This is a genomic window from Streptomyces sp. NPDC001220, from assembly GCF_053597895.1.
The window spans coordinates 17120-41779 of record NZ_JBSFJE010000012.1 but is presented as its reverse complement, the minus strand read 5'-3'; the positions used below and the strand labels follow the sequence as shown (position 1 = coordinate 41779).

The 24660-nt window shown below is 71.6% G+C and carries 17 protein-coding genes; 6 read left to right on the top strand and 11 right to left on the bottom strand.

All coding sequences use genetic code 11. From position 1 onward, the window contains the following. Nucleotides 1-49: 49 nt before the first annotated feature. From ACWDGI_RS27250 to ACWDGI_RS27215, 8 genes are all read right to left on the bottom strand, one after another. Entirely contained in the window at nt 50-2590 is a 2541-nt protein-coding gene (locus ACWDGI_RS27250) for an ATP-binding protein (protein ID WP_450763267.1), read from the bottom strand. A 1-nt stretch (nt 2591) separates the two neighbouring features. Continuing rightward, the gene (locus tag ACWDGI_RS27245) at nt 2592-3275 is read right to left on the bottom strand and encodes a response regulator (RefSeq protein ID WP_450763265.1); all 684 of its coding nucleotides are present in this window, start codon (nt 3273-3275) and stop codon (nt 2592-2594) included. Then, nucleotides 3275-3943 carry a potassium-transporting ATPase subunit C gene (locus ACWDGI_RS27240; RefSeq protein WP_450763263.1) on the bottom strand — a complete coding sequence of 223 codons (669 nt, stop codon included), beginning with the start codon at nt 3941-3943 and terminating at the stop codon, nt 3275-3277. The genes ACWDGI_RS27245 and ACWDGI_RS27240 overlap by 1 nt, the downstream gene beginning before the upstream one ends. 24 nt (nt 3944-3967) lie before the next feature. Beyond that, nucleotides 3968-6058, bottom strand: a complete 2091-nt coding sequence (gene kdpB, locus ACWDGI_RS27235) for a potassium-transporting ATPase subunit KdpB (RefSeq protein WP_450763757.1) — start codon at nt 6056-6058, stop codon at nt 3968-3970. A 29-nt stretch (nt 6059-6087) separates the two neighbouring features. After that, nucleotides 6088-7767 (bottom strand): potassium-transporting ATPase subunit KdpA, encoded by a 1680-nt coding sequence (gene kdpA, locus ACWDGI_RS27230; protein ID WP_450763261.1) that lies wholly within the window; start codon nt 7765-7767, stop codon nt 6088-6090. Nucleotides 7768-7774: 7 nt separating this feature from the next. Further along, entirely contained in the window at nt 7775-7864 is a 90-nt protein-coding gene (gene kdpF, locus ACWDGI_RS27225) for a K(+)-transporting ATPase subunit F (RefSeq protein ID WP_016434100.1), read from the bottom strand. A 393-nt stretch (nt 7865-8257) separates the two neighbouring features. Then, entirely contained in the window at nt 8258-10099 is a 1842-nt protein-coding gene (locus ACWDGI_RS27220; protein WP_450763259.1) for an APC family permease, read from the bottom strand. Between the two features lie 262 nt (nt 10100-10361). Beyond that, on the bottom strand, nt 10362-12860 hold the full coding sequence (locus tag ACWDGI_RS27215) for an ATP-binding protein (RefSeq protein ID WP_450763257.1): 2499 nt from the start codon (nt 12858-12860) through the stop codon (nt 10362-10364). A gap of 268 nt (nt 12861-13128) precedes the next feature. On the opposite strand from ACWDGI_RS27215, the gene ACWDGI_RS27210 reads away from it, so the two are divergent. The 3 genes from ACWDGI_RS27210 (at nt 13129) to ACWDGI_RS27200 (ending at nt 17588) form a co-directional block, all read left to right on the top strand. Then, nucleotides 13129-14688 (top strand): Na+/H+ antiporter, encoded by a 1560-nt coding sequence (locus ACWDGI_RS27210; protein WP_450763255.1) that lies wholly within the window; start codon nt 13129-13131, stop codon nt 14686-14688. 309 nt (nt 14689-14997) lie between these two features. Next, on the top strand, nt 14998-16953 hold the full coding sequence (locus tag ACWDGI_RS27205; protein WP_450763253.1) for an APC family permease: 1956 nt from the start codon (nt 14998-15000) through the stop codon (nt 16951-16953). Nucleotides 16954-17066: 113 nt separating this feature from the next. After that, the gene (locus ACWDGI_RS27200) at nt 17067-17588 is read left to right on the top strand and encodes a hypothetical protein (RefSeq protein ID WP_450763252.1); all 522 of its coding nucleotides are present in this window, start codon (nt 17067-17069) and stop codon (nt 17586-17588) included. 12 nt (nt 17589-17600) lie between these two features. On the opposite strand, the gene ACWDGI_RS27195 is transcribed toward ACWDGI_RS27200, so the two are convergent. Next, complete coding sequence (locus ACWDGI_RS27195) at nt 17601-18197, bottom strand: DUF6461 domain-containing protein (protein ID WP_450763250.1); 597 nt, start codon at nt 18195-18197, stop codon at nt 17601-17603. An 87-nt stretch (nt 18198-18284) separates the two neighbouring features. Between ACWDGI_RS27195 and ACWDGI_RS27190 the strand changes: the two genes are divergently transcribed. Then, nucleotides 18285-18680, top strand: a complete 396-nt coding sequence (locus ACWDGI_RS27190; RefSeq protein WP_450763248.1) for a TOBE domain-containing protein — start codon at nt 18285-18287, stop codon at nt 18678-18680. A 152-nt stretch (nt 18681-18832) separates the two neighbouring features. Here the strand turns inward: ACWDGI_RS27190 and ACWDGI_RS27185 are convergent, their stop codons facing one another. Continuing rightward, nucleotides 18833-20314, bottom strand: a complete 1482-nt coding sequence (locus ACWDGI_RS27185; RefSeq protein WP_450763246.1) for a PucR family transcriptional regulator — start codon at nt 20312-20314, stop codon at nt 18833-18835. 185 nt (nt 20315-20499) lie between these two features. Here ACWDGI_RS27185 and ACWDGI_RS27180 point away from each other — a divergent pair, with 185 nt between their 5' ends. Both ACWDGI_RS27180 and ACWDGI_RS27175 read left to right on the top strand, forming a co-directional pair. After that, nucleotides 20500-21315, top strand: coding sequence for an FAD binding domain-containing protein (locus ACWDGI_RS27180; protein WP_450763244.1), 816 nt, complete (start codon nt 20500-20502; stop codon nt 21313-21315). Then, nucleotides 21312-24053, top strand: a complete 2742-nt coding sequence (locus ACWDGI_RS27175; RefSeq protein ID WP_450763242.1) for a molybdopterin-dependent oxidoreductase — start codon at nt 21312-21314, stop codon at nt 24051-24053. The genes ACWDGI_RS27180 and ACWDGI_RS27175 overlap by 4 nt, the downstream gene beginning before the upstream one ends. Here the strand turns inward: ACWDGI_RS27175 and ACWDGI_RS27170 are convergent. Next, complete coding sequence (locus tag ACWDGI_RS27170) at nt 23968-24456, bottom strand: molybdopterin-dependent oxidoreductase (protein WP_450763240.1); 489 nt, start codon at nt 24454-24456, stop codon at nt 23968-23970. The genes ACWDGI_RS27175 and ACWDGI_RS27170 overlap by 86 nt on opposite strands. Between the last annotated feature and the right edge of the window lie 204 nt (nt 24457-24660).

Here is a 24660-nt window from a genome sequence, read left to right as displayed (position 1 = left end):
AGGTCAGATGCGGACCGGGCCCTACGACGTCACCGCGGCGGACCGGACCCTACGACGTCACCGCGGCCGAGAGATCCGGCCGCCCCGGTCTCCGGCCCGGCGCCGGCGGCAGGCCCAGCACCATCGTGAGCCCTCCGCCCGGCGTGTCCTCGGCCGTCAGTGTGCCGCCCATCGCCTCCGCGAACCCCCGGGCCACGGCCAGACCGAGACCGACCCCGGCGCCGCGCGGCGAGTCGCCGTACCGCTGGAACGGCTCGAAGATGCGCTCCTTGGCCTCGTCCGGGACGCCGGGCCCGCGGTCCACGACCCGCACCTCCACCCGGTCGGCCACGGAACTGGCCTTCACCAGCACGGGCGTGTCCGCGGGGCTGTACTTGACGGCGTTCTCGACCACGTTGGCCACGACCCGCTCCAGCAGCCCCTTGTCGACGTGGACCATGGGCAGCGTCTCCGGGATGTCCAGCTCGACGCTGTCCTCGGGGACCCCGCCGAGTGCCATCGGCACCACCTCGTCCAGGTCGGCCTCGCGGACTATGGGCTTGACGGTGCCGGTCTGCAGGCGGGACATGTCGAGCAGGTTGCCCACCAGGAGGTCCAGCCGGTCGGCGCCCGCCTCTATCGCCTCCAGGAGCTCGGCCCGGTCCTCCTCGGACCACTCCACGTCGTCCGAACGCAGCGACGACACCGAGGCCTTGATGCCGGCCAGCGGGGTGCGCAGATCGTGGCTGACAGCGGCCAGCAGCGCGGTACGGATCCGGTTGCCCTCCGCCAGCTCCTTCGCCTGGTCCGCCTCCTGCCGGAGCCGCTGCCGGTCGAGCACGACGGCCGCCTGGGCGGCGAACGCGGCCAGCACGCGCCGGTCGGAGGCCGGCAGCACCCGTCCGGACAGGGCGAGCGTCATATGGTCGCCGACCGGCATGTCGACGTCCGCGTTCTCCGGTGTCCGGCAGGGCCGCGGCCCGACGCTGCCGGCGCAGGTCCACGGTGTCACGTCGTCCGCCCGCTCCAGCAGCGCCACCGACTCCATGCCGAAGGTCTCCCGCACCCGCTCCAGGAGCTCCTCCAGGCTGGTCTCGCCGCGCAGCACGTTGCCGGCGAGGAAGGAGAGGATCTCCGACTCGGCGCGCAGCCGGGTCGCCTGCTGGGTGCGCCGGGCCGCCAGGTCCACCACCGACGCCACCGACACCGCGACCCCGACGAAGATCGCTATGGCGACGATGTTCTTGGGGTCGGCGATCGTGAGGGTGTGCACCGGCGGGGTGAAGAACCAGTTGAGCAGCAGGGATCCGACCGCCGCCGAGGCGAGCGCCGGGAGCAGTCCGCCGAGCAGGGCCGCGGCGACCGTCAGGGTGAGGTACAGCAGCATGTCGTTGGCCAGGCCCACCTCCGGTGCGGCACTGGTCAGCAGCCAGGTCAGCAGGACCGGCCCGAGCACGCCGGTCAGCCAGCCCCAGATGATCCGGGACCGGCCGAGCCGTGCCGAACGCCCCAGCGGGAGCCGCCCCTTGCCTGCCTCGTCGTGCGTGATGAGGTGGACGTCGAGATCGGGTCCCGACTCGCGGGCGACCGTGGCGCCGACGCCCGGCCCGAAGACGTACTGCCAACTGCTGCGACGGGAGACGCCGAGCACGATCTGGGTGGCGTTGACCCCGCGCGCGAAGTCGAGCAGGGCGACCGGGACGTCTTCGCCGACGACCTGGTGGAAGGTGCCACCGAGGTCCTCGACCAGGGTGCGCTGGACGGCGAGTTCCTTCGGGGAGGCCGAGGTGAGCCCGTCGCTGCGCGAGATGTAGACGGCCAGCACCTCGCCGCCGGCGCCCTTCTCGGCCAGCCGTGCGGCCCGCCGGATGAGGGTGCGTCCCTCCGGGCCGCCGGTCAGGCCGACCACGATCCGCTCCCGCGAGCCCCAGATCTTCGAGACCTGGTGCTCGCTGCGGTACTCGTTGAGATACTCGTCGACCCGGTCCGCGACCCAGAGCAGCGCGAGTTCGCGCAGGGCGGTGAGGTTGCCGGGCCTGAAGTAGTTCGACAGGGCCGCGTCGACCTTGTCCGGCTGGTAGATGTTGCCGTGCGCCATGCGGCGGCGCAGCGCCTGCGGGGACATGTCGACCAGCTCGATCTGGTCGGCGCGGCGCACCACTTCGTCGGGGACGGTCTCCTGCTGCCGTACCCCGGTGATGGACTCCACGACGTCGCCCAGCGACTCCAGGTGCTGGATGTTGACGGTGGAGACGACGTCGATCCCGGCGGCCAGCAGTTCCTCGACGTCCTGCCAGCGCTTGGCGTTGCGGGAGCCGGGGATGTTGGTGTGCGGGAGCTCGTCGACGAGGGCGACCTGGGGGCGGCGCGCGAGCACGGCGTCGACGTCCATCTCGGTGAACACCGCGCCCCGGTACTCCAGTTCCCTGCGCGGGATCTCCTCCAGGCCGTGCAGCATCACCTCGGTGCGCGGCCGGTCGTGGTGCTCGACGAACGCGACCACGCAGTCGGTGCCGCGCTCGATCCTGCGGTGGGCCTCGGAGAGCATGGCGTAGGTCTTGCCCACGCCGGGTGCCGCGCCGAGGTAGATCCGAAGCCTGCCGCGTGCCATGTCATCCTTCGAAGCGGTAGCCCATGCCGGGCTCGGTGATCAGGTATCGGGGGTGGGAGGGATCCGCCTCGAGCTTGCGGCGGAGCTGGGCCATGTAGACCCGCAGGTAGTTGGTCTTGTTGCTCTGGGTGACCCCCCACACCTCGAGCAGCAGGTGCTTCTGTGTGACGAGCCGGCCGGGGTTGGTGACCAGGATCTCCAGCAGATGCCACTCGGTGGGGGTGAGCCGTACGTCGCGGCCGGCGCGTAGGGCCTTCTTGGCGAGCAGGTCGATGGTGAAGTCGTCCGTCTCCACCAGGGTGGTCTCGGGGGCGAGCGGCACGTCCTCGGTACGGCGCACAGCCGCCCGCAGCCGGGCGAGGAGTTCGTCCATGCTGAACGGCTTGGTGATGTAGTCGTCGGCGCCCGCGTCCAGCGCGGCGACCTTCTCGTCGGAGGCCTGCCGTGCCGACAGCACCAGGATCGGTACACGGGTCCAGCCGCGCAGCGCCTTGATGACGTCGACCCCGTCCATGTCGGGCAGTCCGAGGTCGAGCATCACCACGTCCGGCTGACGCGCGGCCGCCAGCCGGAGGGCCGTGGCGCCGTCGGGCGCCGCGTCCACTCCGTACTGGCGTGCCTGCATGTTGATCACGAGTGCCCGTACGAGCTGGGGGTCGTCTTCCACGACCAGCACTCGGGTCATCAGCTGCCCTTGATCAGTTCCTTCAGCCCGATGTTGAGTTCGAGGACGTTCACCCGGGGCTCACCGATGAAGCCGAGGGTGCGGCCGTCGGTGTGGTCCTTGACCAGCTTCTCCACCTGGGCGACGGAGAGGTGGTTCTTCGCCGCGACCCGGTGGACCTGGAGCTCGGCGTAGGCCGGGGAGATGTCCGGGTCCAGGCCGGAGCCCGAGGAGGTGACGGCGTCGGCCGGCACCTGGGCGGGCGTGACCGGGTGGCCGGGCACCGAGTTGTCCTTGACGACCGCGGCCTTGGCGTCCTTCACCTGCTGGATCAGGACCTTGTTGTCGGCGGCGAGGTTGGTCGCACCCGAGAGGATCAACGTGTACTTGGTGTTGATGCTGTTGCTGCCGAGCCCGTTGGCCGGGCGGCCCTGGAACCACTGCAGGGCCGCGTCCGGGGTCTCCTGACCCTTCTTCAGCGGCAGGTTGTACGACTGCCCGATCAGGGACGAGCCGACGACCTTGCCGTCCGCCTTGACCTCGGAGCCGTTCGCCTTGCCGCTGAACGCGGCCTGGGCGATGCCGGTGACGACCAGCGGGTAGACGACGCCCGTCACCAGGGTCAGCACGAGGAGGGCACGCAGGCCCGCCCAGAGCAACCGGGCGGTGTTGCTTACGGAGTTGTTCATGGCGTTCAGCACGCTTTCAAGAAATTACAGCCCGGGGATGAGGGAGATGATCAGGTCGATGATCTTGATGCCGATGAAGGGCGCGACCAGACCGCCGAGGCCGTAGATCCCGAGGTTGCGGCGGAGCATCTTGTCGGCGCTGACCGGCTTGTACTGGACGCCCCGCAGCGAGAGCGGCACCAGCGCGATGATGATCAGCGCGTTGAAGATGACCGCGGACAGGATCGCGGAGCTGGGCGAGGACAGGTGCATGATGTTGAGCTTGTCCAGGCCCGGGTAGACCACGGCGAACATGGCCGGGATGATCGCGAAGTACTTCGCGACGTCGTTGGCGATGGAGAACGTGGTCAGCGCACCGCGCGTGATCAGCAACTGCTTGCCGATCTCGACGATCTCGATGAGCTTGGTCGGGTTGGAGTCGAGGTCGACCATGTTGCCGGCCTCCTTCGCGGCCGACGTACCCGTGTTCATCGCCACGCCGACGTCCGCCTGCGCGAGGGCCGGCGCGTCGTTGGTGCCGTCGCCGGTCATCGCGACCAGCTTGCCGCCCGCCTGCTCCCGCTTGATGAGGGCCATCTTGTCCTCGGGGGTGGCCTCGGCGAGGAAGTCGTCCACGCCCGCCTCGTCGGCGATCGCCTTGGCGGTCAGCGGGTTGTCACCCGTGATCATGACGGTCTTGATGCCCATGCGGCGCAGTTCCTCGAACCGCTCGCGCATGCCGTCCTTGACGACGTCCTTGAGGTGGATGACGCCCAGGATCCGGGCGCCCTCGGCGTCCTCGACCGCGACCAGGAGCGGGGTGCCGCCGGACTCGGAGATGCGGTCGGCGAGGGTGTCGGCGTCCTCGGCGACGGTGCCGCCCTGCTCGCGGACCCAGGCGATGACCGAACCGGCCGCGCCCTTGCGGATCTTCCTGCCGTCGACGTCCACACCCGACATCCGGGTCTGGGCGGTGAAGGCGATCCACTCGGCGTGCGCCAGCTCGCCCTGGTGCCGCTCGCGCAGCCCGTACTTCTCCTTCGCCAGGACGACGATGGAGCGGCCCTCGGGGGTCTCGTCGGCCAGCGACGACAGCTGGGCCGCGTCGGCCACCTCGGCCTCGGTGGCCCCGCGCACCGGCAGGAACTCGGAGGCCTGGCGGTTGCCGAGGGTGATGGTGCCGGTCTTGTCCAGCAGCAGGGTGGAGACGTCACCGGCGGCCTCGACCGCACGGCCCGACATGGCGAGCACGTTGCGCTGCACCAGCCGGTCCATGCCGGCGATGCCGATCGCGGAGAGCAGCGCGCCGATGGTGGTCGGGATGAGGCAGACCAGCAGGGCGACCAGCACGACCATCGTCAGGTGGGTGCCCGCGTAGTCCGCGAAGGGCGGGAGGGTGGCGACGGCCAGCAGGAAGACGATCGTCAGCGAGGCGAGCAGGATGTTCAGCGCGATCTCGTTCGGCGTCTTCTGCCGGGCCGCGCCCTCGACCAGGGCGATCATCCGGTCGATGAAGGTCTCGCCCGGCTTCGTCGTGATCTTGATGACGATCCGGTCGGACAGCACCTTGGTACCGCCCGTGACCGCGGACCGGTCACCGCCGGACTCGCGGATGACCGGAGCCGACTCACCGGTGATCGCCGACTCGTCGACCGAGGCGACACCCTCGATGACGTCTCCGTCACCCGGGATGATGTCGCCGGCCTCGCAGACCACCAGGTCACCGATCTTCAGCTCGGTGCCGGGCACCTGCTCCTCGGTGTCGCCGACCAGTCGCCGGGCGACGGTGTCGGTCTTGGCCTTGCGCAGGGTGTCGGCCTGGGCCTTGCCGCGGCCCTCGGCGACCGCCTCCGCGAGGTTGGCGAAGATGACGGTCAGCCACAGCCAGGCGCTGATGGTCCAGCCGAACCAGTCGCCCGGGTCCTTGAAGGAGAAGACCGTGGTCAGGATCGAGCCGACCCACACCACGAACATCACGGGCGACTTGATCATGACCCGCGGGTCGAGCTTGCGGCAGGCCTCGGGAAGGGACCTGATCAGCTGCTTGGGGTCGAACAGGCCCGCGCCGACGCGGCCTTCGGCGGGCTTGTGCCCGGTCGGCGCGTCCTGGTGGGGCGCAAGGGTGGGTGTGGACATGGTGTCCTCGTGGGCTTCCGTTCGGGTGGTCACGACGCCAGCCCCTCGGCCAGCGGGCCCAGCGCCAGGGCCGGGAAGTAGGTCAGACCGGTGATGATCAGGATCGCGCCGACGAGCAGGCCGGTGAAGAGCGGCTTCTCGGTGCGCAGGGTGCCGGCCGTGGCCGGGACGGGCCGCTGCTCGGCGAGCGAGCCGGCCAGCGCCAGCACGAACACCATCGGCAGGAAGCGGCCGAACAGCATCGCGAGTCCGGTCATGGTGTTGTACCAGTCGGTGTTCGCGTTCAGGCCGGCGAAGGCCGAGCCGTTGTTGTTGGCCGCCGAGGTGAAGGCGTACAGCACCTCGGAGAAGCCGTGCGCTCCCGGGTTCAGCATGGAGTGCGGCGGAGTCGGCAGGGCCATGGAGACCGCGGCGAACACGAGCGCCAGCGCCGGAGTGATCAGGATGTAGATCGCCGACAGCTTGATCTCGCGGGCGCCGATCTTCTTGCCCAGGTACTCGGGTGTGCGGCCGACCATCAGACCGGCGATGAACACCGCGATGATCGCCATGATCAGGATGCCGTAGAGGCCGGAGCCGGTACCACCGGGGGCGATCTCGCCCAGCATCATGCTGAGCAGGGTGATACCGCCGCCCAGGCCGGTGAACGAGGAGTGGAAGGAGTCCACCGCGCCCGTCGAGGTGAGCGTGGTCGCCACGGCGAAGATCGACGAGCCGCCGACGCCGAAGCGGACCTCCTTGCCCTCGTAGGCACCGCCCGCGATCTGCAGCGCGGGACCGTGGTGGGCGAACTCGGTCCACATCATCAGCGCCGTGAAGCCGAGCCAGATGGTGCCCATGGTGGCGAGGATCGCGTAACCCTGCTTGACCGAGCCGACCATCACACCGAAGGTGCGGGTCAGCGCGAACGGGATCAGCAGGATGAGGAAGATCTCGAACAGGTTGGTGAAGGGCGTCGGGTTCTCGAAGGGGTGGGCGGAGTTGGCGTTGAAGTAACCGCCGCCGTTGGTGCCCAGCTCCTTGATGGCCTCCTGGGAGGCGACCGCGCCGCCGTTCCACTGCTGCGAGCCGCCCATGCTGTGCCCATTGAAGAATTGACCGACCGCGTGGATGCCGGAGAAGTTCTGGATGGCACCGCAGGCGACCAGGATCACCGCGGCGACCGCGGCGACCGGCACCAGGATGCGGACGGTGCCGCGCACCAGGTCGGACCAGAAGTTGCCGATCTCACCGGTACGCGAGCGCGCGAAGCCGCGCACCAGCGCCACGGCGACGGCGATGCCGACGGCCGCGGAGACGAAGTTCTGCACGGCCAGACCGGCGGTCTGCACCACGTGACCCATGGTCTGCTCGCCGTAGTACGACTGCCAGTTCGTGTTGGTCACGAAGGAGACGGCCGTGTTGAACGACTGCGCCGGGTTGACCGAGGAGAAGCCGAGCGAGCCGGGCAGGATGCCCTGGAGCCGCTGCAGCAGGTAGAGGAAGATGACGCCGACCAAGGAGAAGGCGAGAACTCCGCGCAGATAGGCGGGCCAGCGCATCTCGGTGTCGGGGTTGGCGCCGATGCCCTTGTAGATCCACTTCTCGACGCGCCAGTGCTTGTCGGAGGAGTAGACCTTGGCCATGTAGTTGCCGAAGGGGATGTAGCAGAGCGCCAGCGCGCCTATGAGGGCGGCGAGCTGGAGCACGGCGGCGGTTACGGGACCCATGACTGTCTCAGAACCTCTCCGGGAAGATCAGGGCGAGGACGAGATAGCCCAGCAGGGCGACGGCCACGACGAGGCCGACGATGTTCTCGGCGGTCACAGCTTGGTCACCCCCTTGGCGACGAGGGCCACCAGCGCGAAACCCGCGAGTACGGTGACGACGAAGGCCAGATCGGCCATCGTGAACTCCTGGATGAGGTTCGGAACGGACTCGGACTGTTAGAGGAAAGCGTCTTTCTGGCCGGATTCAGCCGCCGTTGACGGGTCCCATACGGCGGTGTTCACGCCTTTGACGGGACTCTTACGCCCGCTCGACCGACCCGCGACCGGAAGCCGCCGTTCAGCCTCAGAAACCCCCTGAACAGGGGGAACGCGGGCCTCTTGCGCCACACACACAGCACGGGCAGCGCGCGGCGGACACGGCAGAACGGCGCCAGAACGGACGCCGGGGCAGGCGTCAGGACAGACGCCGGGACGGATGGCCGGGCAGGCGTCAGGAGAGCCGGAACCGCAGCCGGCAGATCACCGCGTCGGTCTCCCGGCGCACGGCGTGCGCGACGACGGCGCCCCGCTGGTTCTGCAGCAGTCGCTGCCACAGCCGCTCGGGCTCGGTCTCCGGGATCAGCACGGTCACCTGGGTGGCCGGCTCGGCCGCGGTCACCTCACGGACGTAGGCGGCGATGGGACGGCCCAGCGTGCGCCGGTCGCAGTTCAGCCGGACGAGCTCCACGCCGGGGTCCCACTCGGCCCAGGCGCGCTCCAGGGCGTGCAGCTGGGCCCGGTCCTCGGGGTCGGGATGGCAGACGGTCACGGCCCGGACCTCGTCGCCGAGGGAGGCGGCCGCGGACAGCGCCTGGGAGGTGAGCCGGGACAGGGTCGACACCGGCACGATCACGACCGAGCGCTCGCGGTACGGTGCCCGCGGGATCCGCCCGAGCCCGAGCCGCTCCCCGATCCGCCCGTAGGCGCGATGCACGGCCCCGAAGGCGGCGACGAGCAGCGGCAGCATCACGACGACGAGCCAGGCGCCCGCGGTGAACTTGCCGGCGGTGACGACGACGGACGCGACACCGGTCAGGACCGCCCCGAAGCCGTTGAGCAGCGCCTTCCCCCGCCAGCCGGGCCCGCGCTCCAGTCTCCAGTGCTTCACCATGCCCACCTGGGCGATCGTGAAGCCGACGAAGACACCGATGGCGAACAGCGGCACCAGCGTGTTGGTGTCGCCACCGGAGAACACCAGCAGCGCCGCCGAGACCAGGGCCAGGGCGAGCACCCCGTGCCGGTGCACCTGCCGGTCGGCCTTGAGCGCGAAGACATGCGGCAGGTAGTTGTCCCGGGCGAGCAGCTTGAGCAGCACCGGAAGGCCGCCGAACGACGTGTTGGCGGACAACGCCAGCAGGATCATCGTGGCGAACTGGATGACGTAGAAACCCCAGTTGTGGCCGAGTGAGGCGTCGGCGAGCTGCGCGAGGACGGTCACGCCCGCGACCGGCTGGAGGTGGAAGCGGGAGATCAGCACCGACAGCCCGATCAGCATCACGCCGAGCACGGCGCCGAGGGCGATCTCCGCGCGCTGGGCCCGCCGGACGCGCGGCGCCCGGAAGGAGGGCACGGCGTTGGCGATGGCCTCGACACCGGTGAGCGCGGCACAACCGGAGGCGAAGGCTTTCAGCAGGAGCAGGGCGCCGACGCCGGAGGCGTTGTCGGCGAGCACCGAGGCATGCCCGGCGGCGGTGGCGGTGCTGGCCGGTGCGGACCGGAAGAGCCCCACGACGATCAGCACGAAGATGGATCCCACGAACACCGCGGTCGGCACGATGAACGCCTTGGCCGACTCCACGATGCCCCGCAGGTTCACACCGGTGATCAGCACCAGCACGGCCAGACAGATCCACAGCCGGTCCGGGTAGAGCGACGGGAAGGCGGAGGTGAGGGCGGCGACACCGGCGGTCACGGCGACGGCGACGTTGAGGACGTAGTCGAGCACCAGGGACGCGGCGGCCACCAGAGCGGTGCGGGCACCGAGATGCCGCCGGGCCACGGCGTACGACCCTCCCCCGTCCGGGAAGGCCGCGATGACCTGCCGGTACGAGGCGACGAGCACCGCCAGCAGAGCCGCGATGGCGAGGGTGACCGGCAGCGTGAAGCCGAGCCCGTGCGCACCGGCGGCGGCCAGCACGAGCACGATGGCCTCCGGTCCGTACGCCACCGACGCCATGGCGTCCAGCGACAGCGCGGCGAGGCCGGTGACGGCGGTGAGCCGGTGCCGCTCGTCGGTATCGGGCGGCTCCTCACCGGCGGGCACGGCGCCCGGTTCGGCGGTCAGTACGGACATGGGAGGGTGCTCCTTCACGAACGGGATATGCCTTCGCGCGCGGTGGTACCGCGCGCGATGCGACCAGGTTCTGTCCCGTCCCGGCCGGGTCCGCCAATCCCTTGCGTTTTCTTCGCGCCGAACAGACCGACTTTGACGCCTTCTTGACAACGCCGACCGCAGGGCGCCCCAAAGGGGCGCGGGGCCGCATCGATGTACGGCTAGACCTCGTCCCGGGGTCTTGAGGTGCGACTCCTCCGTCCCGCACCGGCGGGTGTGCTGCTCATGAGCCGCCTCCTACGCTCTGCGGCGTCCGGGAGGGACGGGTGCGATCGGCCAGGGGCAGCGAGACGACCATGGTCAGTCCGCCGCCCGGGGTGTCCTCGGGGGTCAGGGTGCCGTCCATCGCCTCGGTGAGCCCGCGGGCGAGGGCGAGTCCGAGGCCGAGGCCGGTGGTGTTGTCGGTGTCGCCGAGCCGCTGGAAGGGCTCGAAGAGGCGGTCGCGGCCGCCCGCGGGCAGGCCCGGACCCCGGTCGATGATCCGGAGTTCGGCGCGCCCGGCCAGCGCGCTCGCCGTCACCAGCACCCGCTTGCCGGGCGGGCTGTAACGGGCCGCGTTCCCGACCAGGTTGGCGATCACGCGCTCCAGCAGCGGCGGGTCGGCCAGCAGCGGGGGCATGTTCTCCGGCTCGCCGTGCACGTCGGCCGTCGGCGTGTCCGCGAGGGCCGCCGGGAGCACCTCCTCCAGCGCGGTGGCCCGGAGGTTGAGGGTGAGGACGCCGGCCTCCAGGCGGCTGAGGTCGAGGAGGTTGTCGATCAGCCGGCTCAGCCGGGCCATGGACTCCTCGGCGGTGGCGAGGAGTTCGTCCCGGTCCTCCGGGGAGAAATCCACCTCGCGGCTGCGCAGCGAGGTGACCGCCGCCCAGCCCGCCGCCAGCGGGGTGCGCAGGTCGTGGCCGACGGCCCGCAGCAGCGCGGTGCGCATCCGGTCGGCGGCGCGTACCGGTTCGACCTCGGCCGCGGCCTGCGCGAGCCGGGCCCTCTCCACCGCCGAGCCGACGTGCGCGGCGAAGGCGCCGAGCACCCGTCGCTCGGAGGCGGAGGGGGTACGACCGCGCAGAACCAGGTAGTTGCCTGGGCCGGCCGGCACGGTGGTGGCGTCGGCGCCGTCGGGCGGCTCGTCGACGAGCACGGCGGAATCCATGCCGAAGGTCTCGCGGGTGCGTTCCAGCAGGGCCGGGATGGTCTGGCCGCCGCGCACGATGCTCCCGGCCAGCGACGACATGGTCTCCGCCTCCGCGGCGGCCCGGGCCGCGCGCCGCGACAGCCGCAGCGAGCGGTCCACGACCCCCGCGACGGTGGCGGCCACCACCGCGAACACCCCGAGCGCCAGCAGGGCGTTGGGATCGTCGAGGGTGAACTGGCCGACAGGCGGTATGAACCAGTAGTTGAGCAGCAGGGACGCGGTGACGGAGGCGATCACGGCGGAGGTGACCCCGCCTATGCAGGCCACGCCGACCACCGCGAGCAGGAAGAGCAGGGCCTCGCTGGTCAGGTTGACGGTGCCGCGGACCTGGGCGAGGGCGACGGTCAGCAGCACCGGGAGCACCAGCCCCGCCACCGGTCCCGCGATCAGACGGCGGGGGGAGAGGGTACGGCGCCGGGAGGGCAGCAGCGTGCCGCGGCCGGCGCGCTCATGGGTGACCCGGTGGACGTCGATGTCACCGGAGAGCGCCGTGACGGTCTCCCCCGTGCCCGGTCCGGTGAGGAAGCGTTCGAGGCGGCCCCGGCGGCTGGTGCCGAGGACGAGCTGGGTGGCGTTCTCGGCGCGGGCGAACTCGACCAGGGCGGCGGCCACGTCGTCGCCGACCACCGAGTGGTAACTGCCGCCGAGGTCCTCGACCAGCCTGCGCTGCCGGGCCAGCGAGGCGTGCGAGACACCGGCGGCCAGTCCGTCACTGCGGGCCACGTGCACGGCGAGCAGGTCGCCGCCCGCGGACCGGTCGGCGATGCGGGCGGCCCGTCGTACCAGCGTGTCGCCCTCCGGACCGCCGGTCAGCGCGACCACGACCCGCTCCCGGGTCTCCCACACCCCGCCGATGGCGTGCTCGGCGCGGTAGGACTGGAGTGCCTCGTCGACACGGTCGGCGACCCAGAGGAGGGCCAGCTGGCGCAGGGCGGTGAGGTTGCCGGGGCGGAAGTAGTTGGCGAGGGCCGCGTCGACCTTCTCGGGGGCGTAGATGTTGCCGTGCGCCATGCGACGGCGCAGTCCCTCCGGCGGGATGTCCACGAACTCGATCTGCTCGGCCCGCCGGACGACCTCGTCGGGCACCGTCTCGTGCTGCGGCACCCCGGTGATCTTCTCGACGACGTCCTTGAGTGATTCCAGGTGCTGGATGTTGACCGCGGTGATCACGTCCATGCCGGCCGCGAGCAGGTCCTCGACGTCCTGCCAGCGTTTCGGGTGCCGGCCGCCGCCCGGGATGTTGGTGTGGGCGAACTCGTCGACGATCGCCACCTTCGGGCGGCGCGCCAGCACGGCCGCGACGTCCATCTCCTCGAACTCGCCGCCCCGGTAGTCGCAGCGCAGCCGCGCCACCACCTCCAGGCCGTCGATCATGGCCTCGGTCCGGGGGCGCCCGTGGAACTCCACGAACCCCACCGCCACGTCCGCACCCCGGGACGCGCGGCGCTGCGCCTCGTCGAGCATGCGGTAGGTCTTGCCCACCCCTGGGGCGGCACCGAGGTAGACCTTCAGTCGTCCGCGCGGTACGTCGTTCATCACCTCAAAGACAAGCGCGCCGCATGGCCCCGGGAGCGGCGTCTTGACGCGTCTCTGGCGCCACTGACGAGGACGTTGACACTGTCTTGACGGACCTTGGCCCGATAGGGTGAAGGCGGTGTGCCGGGAAGTCTGGTCGGCCGGGAGTCACAGTGGCTCCTGTCGGGCCTGTCTCTCGGACCAGGTCGCAGGAGATCGGCGGTGACCCGTCGGCTCCGCGTCTGCGGCGGGATCCGACAGCCAGGCCCTGAGGCCCCAGGGGGACGGCATGCGCGGCGTGGGTACGGTTCTCGCACTTGTGGTCCTGGCCACGGTGGTGGCGACCTTCGCCCGCCGGTGGCGGATTCCCGCTCCTTCCCTCCTCGTCGTCGCGGGCCTCGCCGTGGCCCTGCTGCCGGGCACCCCGGAGATCCGGATCAGCCCGCAGGTCATCGGTCTCGTCGTCCTCCCGCCGCTGCTCTACGCCAGCGCCGAGGAACTCTCCTGGCGCGAGCTGCGCGCGGTCTGGAAGCCGGTCGGAGTACTCGCGGTCGGCCTGGTGCTGGCCTCGGCGGCGGCCGTCGGTGCGGTCGCCTCGCTGGTCACCCCGCTGTCCTGGCGGATGGCGCTGGTGCTGGGCGCGATCCTGGCCAGCACCGACCCGGTCGCGGTGACCGCGCTCGGCCGCCGGCTCGCCCTGCCGCCGAAGGTGCAGATGCTGGTCCAGGCCGAGAGCCTCTTCAACGACGCGACGTCCCTGGTTCTCTACCGGGTCGCGGTGAGCGTCGCGGTGGCCTCGGCGGCGGCGAACTGGGGGGCCGCGGGAGGCGAGTTCCTGCTGCTCGCGGGCGGCGGCACCCTGATCGGAGCCGTCGTCGCCGGTGTCGTGGCGGTGATCAGGCGGCGCACCGAGGATCCGGTCCTGGAGACGGTGATATCGCTGGTCACGCCGTACACCGCGTACGTCCTCGCGGAGGCGGCCCACACCTCCGGTGTCACCTCCGTGGTGGTCGCGGGGGTCGTCCTGGGCGGCCGCGGCGACCGGCTCACCAACGCCCGCATAAGGCTGCAGCTGCACGCCGTCTACGGCACGGTGGTCTTCCTGCTGGAGAGCGTGGTCTTCAGCCTGATAGGGCTCGCACTGCCCGGCCAGGTGCGGGCACTGTCCGACGGTGACAGGGCGTGGCCGTTGTACGCGCTGGCGGTGGCCGGCACGCTGATCGCGGTACGCCTGCTGTGGGTGGCGCCGCTGTCGGCGGTGGTGCAGCGCAAGGGCGGCATCCAGCGGCCGAACTGGCGGGTGCCGGTGGTGCTGACCTGGGCCGGCACCCGGGGTGTGGTGCCGCTGGCGGCCGCGCTGTCGATCCCGGTGGCGGCCGAGGACGGCTCGGCGCTGACCGAGCGCCCGCTGGTCCTGGTCCTGACCACCTCGGTCGTCGTGGTCACCCTCGTCGTGCAGGGCTTCTCCCTGGCCTCCGTCGTGCGCCGCTCCGGCATAGCCCTGGAGCCCGACCACACCGAGCGCGAGGAGGCCGCCGCCCGCTGCCGGCTGGCCGACGCGGGCATCCGGCGCCTGGCGGAGCTGTCCGAGCTGGAGGCCGTGCCGGACGTGGTCCTCGACCGGCTCCGGCGCGGCCTCCACGCCCGCCTCGACGACGCCCGCGACCGGCTGACCGACAGCACGGTCGAGTCGGCCGACCTGGTCTACCGGCAGCTGCGCCGCGACCTGATAGCGGTGGAGGCGGCGGAGCTCCGGCGGCTGTACGACGAACACACGATCAGCGACACGACCCGAAGGCGCCTCCAACGGTCCCTGGACCTGGAGGAGGCGCGACTGACGGACGTGTGACGTCCCGTCACCGAGAGTCCGCCGGCGGGGGCCGCGGCGCACTCCAGCGGGATAACGCTCGGTGTCCGGCCCCGCGCACCCGTTCGTCGTCCCCCGTACAGCCGAATGCCCGGTCCCTGACTGCCGGCCCCCGCTTCTTGATGCTGCACCGGCGCCTGCCAGGGGATTCTTAACGCAAGCTTGACGCCCGGCACCCACTGATCCGTGGGCCCACGCGTCACTCTCTGCTTACGCTGGTGCCGCCGTCCGCGTGATGGCCGGAATCGAACTGCCCCGCATTCAGCGCGCCGGACACCAGGAGCCCGACCGATGGCCACGACCGAACACCCCCCTCCCGGTCGCCTGCGCGCCTGGATGCTGGAGGGGCTGTCCGACATGGGCAAGAGCGGCGGCCACACCGGGCCCCACGCGCAGCCCGAGGCCGCGCACAAGGGCCAGCGCTGGTGGCGGGTGATGTGCCTGACCGGCGTGGACTACTTCTCGACCCTCGGTTACCAGCCCGGCATCGCGGCCCTCGCGGCCGGCCTGCTGTCGCCGATCGCGACCATCGTGCTGGTCATCGTGACCCTGGCCGGCGCCCTGCCGGTCTACCGGCGCGTCGCCGCGGAGAGCCCGCACGGCGAGGGCTCCATCGCCATGCTGGAGCGGCTGCTCTCCTTCTGGCAGGGCAAGCTCTTCGTGCTCACCCTGCTGGGCTTCGCCGCCACCGACTTCCTCATCACCATCACCCTGTCGGCCGCCGACGCCTCCACCCACCTGGTCGAGAACCCGCATCTGACCGCCGCCCTGCAGGGCAAGCAGATGATCATCACGCTGATCCTGGTGGCCCTGCTGGGCGCGGTCTTCCTCAAGGGCTTCCTGGAGGCCATCGGCGTCGCGGTCGCCCTCGTCGGCATCTACCTCGCGCTGAACGTCGTCGTCGTGATCGTCGGCATCTACCACGTCATCACCGCCGAGCACGTCATCACCGACTGGACCAGCGCCCTCACCACGGAACACGGCAACGTCTTCGTCATGATCGGCGTGGCCCTGATCGTCTTCCCCAAGCTGGCGCTGGGCCTCTCCGGCTTCGAGACCGGCGTCGCCGTCATGCCGCACGTCCAGGGCGACCCGGGCGACACCGAGGAGCGGCCCACCGGCCGGATCCGGGACACCAGGAAGCTGCTCACCACGGCCGCCCTGATCATGAGCTGCTTCCTGATCGCGACCAGCTTCATCACCACGCTGCTGATCCCGGAGCAGGAGTTCAAGTCCGGCGGCGACGCCAACGGCCGTGCGCTGGCCTATCTGGCACACGAGTACCTCGGCAACGCCTTCGGCACCGTGTACGACGTCTCGACCATCTGCATCCTGTGGTTCGCCGGCGCCTCCGCGATGGCCGGCCTGCTCAACCTGATGCCGCGCTACCTGCCCCGCTACGGCATGGCCCCGCACTGGGCCCGCGCGGTGCGCCCGATGGTCATCGTCTTCACCCTGGTCGCCTTCCTGGTCACCTGGATCTTCGACGCCGACGTCGACGCGCAGGGCGGCGCCTACGCCACCGGTGTGCTGGTGCTGATCAGCTCCGCCGCCGTCGCGGTGACCATCGCCGCCCACAAGGCCGGGCAGCGCAAGTGGACGATCGGGTTCGGGGTCATCTCGGCGGTGTTCCTCTACACGACCGTCGTGAACGTCATCGAGCGGCCCGACGGTGTGAAGATCGGTGCCTGCTTCATCGTCGGCATCATCCTCGTATCGCTGCTCTCCCGCCTCGCCCGTGCCTTCGAACTGCGCGTGACGAGCGTGAGCCTGGACCCGATGGCGGAACGGTTCATCCGGGACATGGCGAGCCGCAGGATGCGGTTCATCGCCAATGAGCCGGACCGGCGCGACAAGGCCGAGTACCGCGACAAGATCGAGCAGATCCGGGCCGACAACGACATGCCCGAGCAGGAGGACTTCGTCTTCGTCGAGGTCACGGTCACCGACCCCTCCGAGTTCGAGGCGGGCCTGACCGTGCGCGGCGAGGTGCTGCACAACCGCTACCGCGTCCTGACCCTGGAGTCGGCCTCCATCCCCAACGCGCTGGCCGCGCTGCTGCTGCACGTCCGTGACGACACCGGCTGCATCCCGCACATCTACTTCGAGTGGACCGAGGGCAACCCGTTCGCCAACTTCCTGCGGTTCTTCCTCTTCGGCCAGGGCGAGGTCGCCCCGGTCACCCGGGAGGTACTGCGTGAGGCGGAGCCGGACCGCTCCCGCCGACCGCGCGTCCACACGGGCTGACCGCCCACCGGAGACGACCCGATCGTAAGAATCCCGTCAATAACCGCTCGGTCCGCATTAGAACCCCGTCAGCCGCCGTCCCCGGCCGCCCACCGGCCCCTACCGTCGGCCTCATGGAGGACAGAGCACTCAGGGGCCGGGCAGCCGGCGACCGCACCTGGCGCGGCAGCGCACGGCTGGCCGTCGGCTGCGCCCTCGGCTTCGGTGGCCTGACGCTCGTGGTCGACTGGGACGCCGGCACCCTCACCCCGGGCCGCGCCCTGCTCTGGGTCTCCCTGTCGGCGGCCATCCTCGTCATTCTGCTGCCGGCCCGGGTCACGGCGGGCCCCGGCTGGCTGGCCGTCCGCGGGCCCCTGCGCCGGCGTACCGTCCGTACCGACTCCCTCGTCTACGTCGGCCGGTACGGCGACGTCTCCGCCCATCTGGTGCTCCGTGACACCGCCGGCAACCGCCTGGAACTCGACCCGAACGTCCTGCACGCGAATCCGCTGCTCTGGCACGAACTCGACACCGGCGTCCGCCGCTCCCTGGCCCGCGGCACCCTGCGCCGGGGCGCCGAGGTGCTCACCCAGCTCGGCCACCAGATCGACGACACCAACGCGCTCGCGGTCCTCAGGGCATCGGGCCTGACCTGAGCGCCGCGCCGTTCACTCCATGGGCAGGGCGCGCAGCCTGCCGCTCCAGCGCTCGCCGCCGGCGGTGGCGGGGTCGGTCAGGCCGATGCCGAAGGCGTTCTCCAGGAGCGCCAGGACACTGTGCGGCGGCGCCATCTCGCCCCGGACCAGCCCCAGCGGCCGCATGGTGTCGTCGAGCCGTGCCGGGTCGTACCCGATCGGGTCGATCGCGTGGAGGGTGTGGAAGTCCACGAGGACGTCGCCGCCGACCGCGTACTTGAACCAGTGCATCGGCTTCTCGTTGTAGTGGACCACGACGGCCTCGGTCCCCGCCGAGACGGCACCGAGGATCCCCTCGTCGAGCCCGTGCAGGCCGCCCAGCTCCCAGGCCCACGTCCAGGGGCCGTCGACACCGGTCATGACGACCGGTTCGTCCCCGTCGTAGAGATCGTCACCGAGGTCGTCCGAGAGATCGACGGCGGCACCGCGCAGCGCGAGAGTCCCGGGGTCGGCTCCCATCCGGGTCAGCAGTTCCTCGGGGGCCACGTCCCGCACAAAGGTGAGCGTGTAGATCGGGATGTCCTGGTACCGGAACAGGTCCAGGCCCCGGCTTGCTCCTGTGGTCGTCATGCGCCGGATGCTGCCACATCCGACCGGCATCCCCGACCGCCGGATGCCGGGTCCGCGGGCCCCGCCGACCGGCCCTATCGTGACCCCATGCAGTCCTACACGATCGGCCAGGCGGCGCGGCTGCTCGGCGTCAGCCCGGACACCGCCCGCCGCTGGGCCGACGCCGGCCGGGTGACCACCCATCGCGACGAGGGCGGCCGGCGGCTCATCGACGGCAAGGACCTCGCCGCCTTCTCCGTCGAACTGGCCAGGGCCGGCAGCGTCGAGGAGGACGCCTCCTACACCTCGGTCCGCAACGCCTTCCCCGGCATCGTCACCGCGATCAAGCTGGGTGACGTCGCCGCCCAGGTCGAGATCCAGGCCGGACCGCACCGTCTGGTCTCCCTGCTGACCCGCGAGGCCGTCGAGGAACTGGGCCTGGAGGTGGGCATGGAGGCCACCGCCCGGGTGAAGTCGACGAACGTGCACATCGACCGCGTCTGACCCCGTCACCGGCGCCCCCACCCGAGATCCGCACCGGCGTCCCCGGCAGGCGCGGTTCCCGGCGACCCGGCCAACGCCGTTCCCGGCGACCGGCCAACGCCGTTCCCGGCACCCCCCGGCCGACGCCCGTACCGGCCACCGGGCCGACGCGGTCACCGGCACATCAGTGCCGCCCACAGGTCCAGCCGGTCGCTCAGCCGGGACAGGTCGCGCCCCGTGAAGTGCTCCACCCGCTGCATCCGGTAGTGCACGGTGTTGACGTGCAGATGGAGCGCCTCGGCGGTCCGCGCCCAGGAGCCGTCGCAGGCCAGGAAGGTCTCCAGGGTGCTCAACAGCACGGCGGAGGCGGTGCGTTCGCCCGTGTGCAGGGGGCCGAGCACGGTCCGGCTGTAGGCCGCGCGGACCTCGGCCGGCACGCCGGTGAGCAGCGCGGCGAGGCTGGTGAGCGCGGTGGCGTCGATGAGGGCCGAGGTGTCCGGGGCGGTGCCGCGGGCCGAGGTGAACGCGTACCGTGCCTGTGCCAGCGCCCCGGCGAGGGCGCCGGGCCCGGGGGCCGCCGACCCGGTCCCGCCGTGCAGCGGGACGCCGGGCTCGCAGCCGGCGACCGAGGCCCAGACGTCGCCCGGTACGTCCGCCGCGGTGGGCAGCACCGCGAAGGCGAGCCCCTCCGGCAGCCGCCCCACCGCCGCCCGGGGCGCCACCTGCCCGGCGATCTCCGCCAGCGCCCCTTCGGCGAGCCCGGGCCGGCGCGCCCCGGTGTCGGCGACGAACACCCGGTAGGGCCCGTCGGCGGGCAGCCCGCACTCCCGTACGGCGGCCGACAGAGCCCCCTCGGTCGCTCCCGGCGCGGTGAGCAGCGCGCCCAGCTCGTCGGCGGCCTGGTGCTCGGCGGCCCGACGCCGGACCCCGGCCTCCTGGCAACGTCCCAGCGCGCCGGCCACCTCGTGCAGCATCCCGGCCGGCGCGCCGTCCGGGTCCGGCAGATACAGCAGCCAGCGCTCGTACGGCGTGACGCTGTCGGCGGCCACGGAGACGGTCACCCCACGCCCGTCCGCGACCAGCGCCGCCGCCTCCCGCGCCGGGACGGCCACCGCACCCGCGGTGGCCGTGACGGTCCGCCCGGACGGCGTGAACACGTAGGCGGCGATCCCGTCCAGATGCGCGAAGGCGGCCGCGAGGACGTCCCCGGGCCCGGCCTCCTGCGCGAGCAGCCGGCTCAGCCGCACCCGCGCGTTCTCCGGCAGCGCCTGCCGACGGCTCAGCTCGCCCCACTGCCGCAGGTACACGGTGTCCGTGATCGCCCGGAACATGATGTGCGCCGGCACCCCCGCGACCGGGACGCGGTGCCGTACGCACGCCTCCACCAGTTCCTCGGGCACGCCTCCGTGGGTCTCCTCGCCCGCGAACAGCGCGGCGGCCCCGGCCTCCCTGAGGCCCGACACGAAGCGCTCCGACCTGCCCGGCGCCCACCACACCAGCCCGCTGAGCACCACCTCGCCGGGGCGCACGAAGCGCGCCGGGTCCTCCAGATCCGTCACGGTGACCCCGCTGATCTCGCGCGCCAGCAGCGCGTCCTGCGCCCACAACGGGCGCAGCCCGAGGGAGACGTCCTTCAGGAGGTGTTCGACGTGCATGTGCTCAGACTCCTCGTGCCAAACTCGCATTCACCAGGTGAGTGCGAGTTACGGCATCGTAAATGCAAGTCTCTCCGTACGGAACGCCTCTTGGTGGATCATCCAGGACCGGCCCCGCCCGGCTCGTTTTTTCCGTGCCCCGCACCAGTCGTGCGGGGCCTCGGCACATTGCTTCACTGGCCGGCATGGACCTGAACACGGTGGTGGCGATCCGCGACGCCCGGGACCCGGCCCCCTGGCGGCCCGGCGACGCCTGGCTGGGCGGCGGGACGTATCTCTTCTCCGAACCCCAGCCGCACCTGCGCCGCCTGGTCGACCTGAGCCGTACCGGCTGGCAGCCCGTCGCCGTCACCCCGGACGGCGCCCTGGAGATCGCCGCCACCTGCACCATCGCCCAGCTGTCGCGATGGGCGGCCACAGCGACGACGGGGGCCGCCCCCCTGTTCGAGCAGTGCTGCCGGGCCTTCCTGGCCTCCTTCAAGATCTGGAACATGGCCACGGTCGGCGGCAACCTCTGCAACGCCCTCCCGGCCGGCCCGATGATCTCGCTCACGGCCGCCCTCGACGGACAGTGCCTGCTGATCGCCCAGGACGGCGGGCGACGGCAGGTCCCCGTCACCGCCTTCGTGACCGGCGCGGGCCGCAGGGACCTGGCCGAGGGCGAACTGCTGCGCTCGGTCACACTGCCGGCCCGGACCCTGGCCTGCCGTACGGCGTTCCGGCAGGCCTCCCTCTACGGCCTGGGCCGCTCCGGCGTCCTGGTGATCGGCGCCGTCGACCCCGCCGACGGCTCCTTCGCCCTCACGGTCACCGCGTCGACCGTGCGCCCGGTGCGGCTGTGGTTCCCGCTCCCGCCGACGGCCGGGGCCCTGCGGGCGGCGATCGGGTCCGCCGTCGCCGACGACGAGTGGTTCGACGACATCCACGGCCTGCCCGAGTGGCGGCGGCACATGACGTTCCGGCTGGCGGAGGAGCTCCGCCGTGAACTGGAGGAGCGATGAGGATCGAGGTCAACGGCCGGTCCCACGACGTGGAGCCGCGCTCCGGGCAGTGTCTGCGCACCTATCTGCGCGATCGCGGCTGGTTCGGGGTGAAGAAGGGCTGCGACGCCGGCGACTGCGGCGCCTGTACCGTCCACGTCGACGGCGAGCCGGTGCACAGCTGCCTCTACCCGGCCTTCCGGGCGGACGGCCGCACGGTCACCACCGTCGAGGGCCTGGCCTCCCCCGAGGGCGAACTCCACCCCGTACAGCAGAAGTTCCTGGACGCCCAGGGCTTCCAGTGCGGCTTCTGCACGGCGGGCTTCCTGATGACGACCGCCGCCCTGTCCGAGGACCAACTCACCGACCTCCCGCGGGCGTTCAAGGGCAACCTGTGCCGCTGCACCGGATACCGGGCCATCGAGGACGCGGTACGCGGGGTCAGGCACGTCGAGGAGCCGTCCCCAGGCGAGTCCGTCGGACGCAATCTGCCCGCCCCGGCCGGACCGCAGGTCGTCACCGGCACCGCCCGCTACACCTTCGACATCGAGGTGCCGGGCCTGCTCCACATGAAGCTGCTGCGCTCCCCGCACGCCCACGCCCGGATCACGGCGATCGACACCTCGGCCGCGCTGCGCGTACCGGGCGTCCACGCGGTCCTCACCCACCACGACGCCCCGGAGCGGCACTACTCCACCGCCCGCCACGAGCACCCCGAGGAGGACCCGGACGACACCCGCCTCCTCGACGACACGGTCCGCTACATCGGCCAGCGGGTGGCGGCGGTCGTCGCCGACAGCGAGGCGGCCGCGGAGGAGGGCTGCCGCCGGGTCGAGGTCACCTACGACGTCCTGCCCGCCGTCCTGGACCCGGAGGAGGCGATGCGCCCCGGCGCCCCCGTCGTCCACGACAAGGACCCGTCCGCCGCCCGTATCTCCCGTCCGCGGGCGAACGTCGTCGGCGAGGCGCACGGCGAGATCGGGGACGTCGAGGCCGGGTTCGCCGCGGCCGACGTGGTCCACGAGGACACCTTCCGCACCCAGCGGGTCCAGCACGCCAGCCTGGAGACGCACGGCGCGGTCGCCTGGATCGACGAGGACGGCCGGCTCACCGTCCGCACCAGCTCGCAGACCCCGTTCCTCACCCGCCGCGCCCTGTGCGCCCTCTACGACCTGCCCCTGGACCAGGTCCGGGTGGTCGCGGGCCGGGTCGGCGGCGGCTTCGGCGGCAAGCAGGAGATGCTCGTCGAGGACATCGTGGCGCTGGCCGTCCTGCGGCTGCGCCGCCCGGTGAAGCTGGAGTACACCCGGGCCGAGCAGTTCTACGGCGCGACCACCCGGCACCCCTTCACCGTCCACGTGAAGGCGGGCGCCGGCCGCGACGGCCTGCTGACCGCACTTCAGCTGCGAGTGGTCTCCAACACCGGCGCGTACGGCAACCACGGCCCGGCGGTGATGTTCCACAGCGTCGGAGAGTCCACGGCGATGTACCGGGCCCCGCACAAGAAGGTAGACGCCTACTCCGTCTACACCCACACCGTCCCGGCGGGCGCCTTCCGCGGCTACGGCCTGGGCCAGGTCCTGTTCGCCGTGGAGTCCGCCCTCGACGAGCTGGCCCGCCGACTCGGCCTGGACCCCGTCGACTTCAAGGCGCGCAACATCATCGGCCCGGGCGATGCGATGCTCACCCCCGGCGGCCACGAGGAGGACCTGCACATCGCGAGCTACGGGCTCGACAAGTGCGTGTCCATCGTCCGCCGGGCGAAGGCGGAGCCCGTCCCGGAAGAGGTCCCGGACGGCTGGCTGGTCGGCGAGGGCACGGCGCTTGCGATGATCGCGACGGGCCCGCCGGGCGGCCACATCGCCGACGCCAAGGCCGCCGTACTCCCCGACGGCAGCTTCGATCTGGCCGTCGGCACGGCCGAGTTCGGCAACGGCACCACGACCGTGCACAGACAGATCGCGGCCGGTGAACTCGCCACCACCGTCGACCGGATCACGATCCGCCAGTCCGACACGGATGTCGTACGGCACGACACGGGCGCGTTCGCCTCCACCGGCACCGTGGTCGCGGGCAAGGCCACCCTGCGGGCCGCCCGTGCCCTGGCCGACCTGCTCCTGGACTTCGCCGCGGCCCAGTTGCGCGTCCCCCGCGCCGCCTGCCGGCTCGCCCAGGAGGCCGTCCAGCACCCGGGCGGGCGGCTCCCGCTCAAGGAGCTGTACGCCGCCGCCCGCGGGGTCGGCGTCGACCTCACCGCCGACGGCCACTTCGGCGGCACCCCGCGCTCGGTCGCCTTCAACGCGCAGTGGTTCCGGGTGGCCGTCGACCCCGGCACGGGCGAGATCCGCATCCTGCGCAGCGTGCACGCGGCCGACGCCGGCAAGGTGATGAACCCGATGCAGTGCAGGGGCCAGGTGGAGGGCGGGGTGGCACAGGCGCTCGGCGCCACGCTCTTCGAGAACGTACGGCTGGACGCGCGCGGCGCGGTCGAGACGGCGGCCTTCCGCCGCTACCGGCTCCCGCAGTACGCGGACATCCCACGGACCGAGGTGCACTTCATGGAGACCGCCGACGCCATCGGCCCGCTGGGTGCCAAGTCGATGAGCGAGAGCCCGTTCAACCCGGTCGCCCCGGCGCTGGCCAACGCGCTGCGGGACGCGACCGGTGTGCGGTTCACGGAGTTGCCGCTGACGCGTGACCGGGTGTGGCGGGCGCTGGACGCCAGCCGCCGTACGCCCCGTCCACCCGGATCGCCGTGATGCCGCTGATGTGCCGGGCCCCGCAGCGGTCCTGAGGCAGCACCAGTTGCGGGCCCGCCAGGGCCAGTGAGGTGTCGTCGATACCGACGGCGAGCAGCACCGGGGCGTGCGCGAAATCCGGGTCGATCTCCGCCCAGGAGAGCAGCGCGTGGTGCCCGTCGGCGCCGCTGACCGCGATGAGGAACCGCAGGCGGTCCTTGCGTCGGGCGGGGTCGAAACCCGGGCCCGCGTCGCTCAGGACGTCGTACAGCAGGGGTCCGCTGAAGCCGTGGCGCTGCACGCCGCTGGTGGCGCAGTCGAAGCTGACCCGCACCCGGTGCTGGGGCCAGCGCAGGAGGTCGGACACGGTGAGCCGGGCCGGCCGTGCCAGGTCCCCGGTGAGGTCGAGTTCGGCGAGCGTCATGTGCGGCCTCCTCCCGGATGACGGTACCCGCGGCACACCTCCGTACAAACGCACATGCCAGGCTCAGGTCATAAGTGTGCAGCTCATGCGATGTGACAGAAGACTTACGCCTGGCAAGTGCGGCAGTATCATCGCGTGGCGGCCGATAGACAGGTCGCGACAGGGCGCGACAGCTTTTTCATCTGGATCAAGAGGAGTTCACTC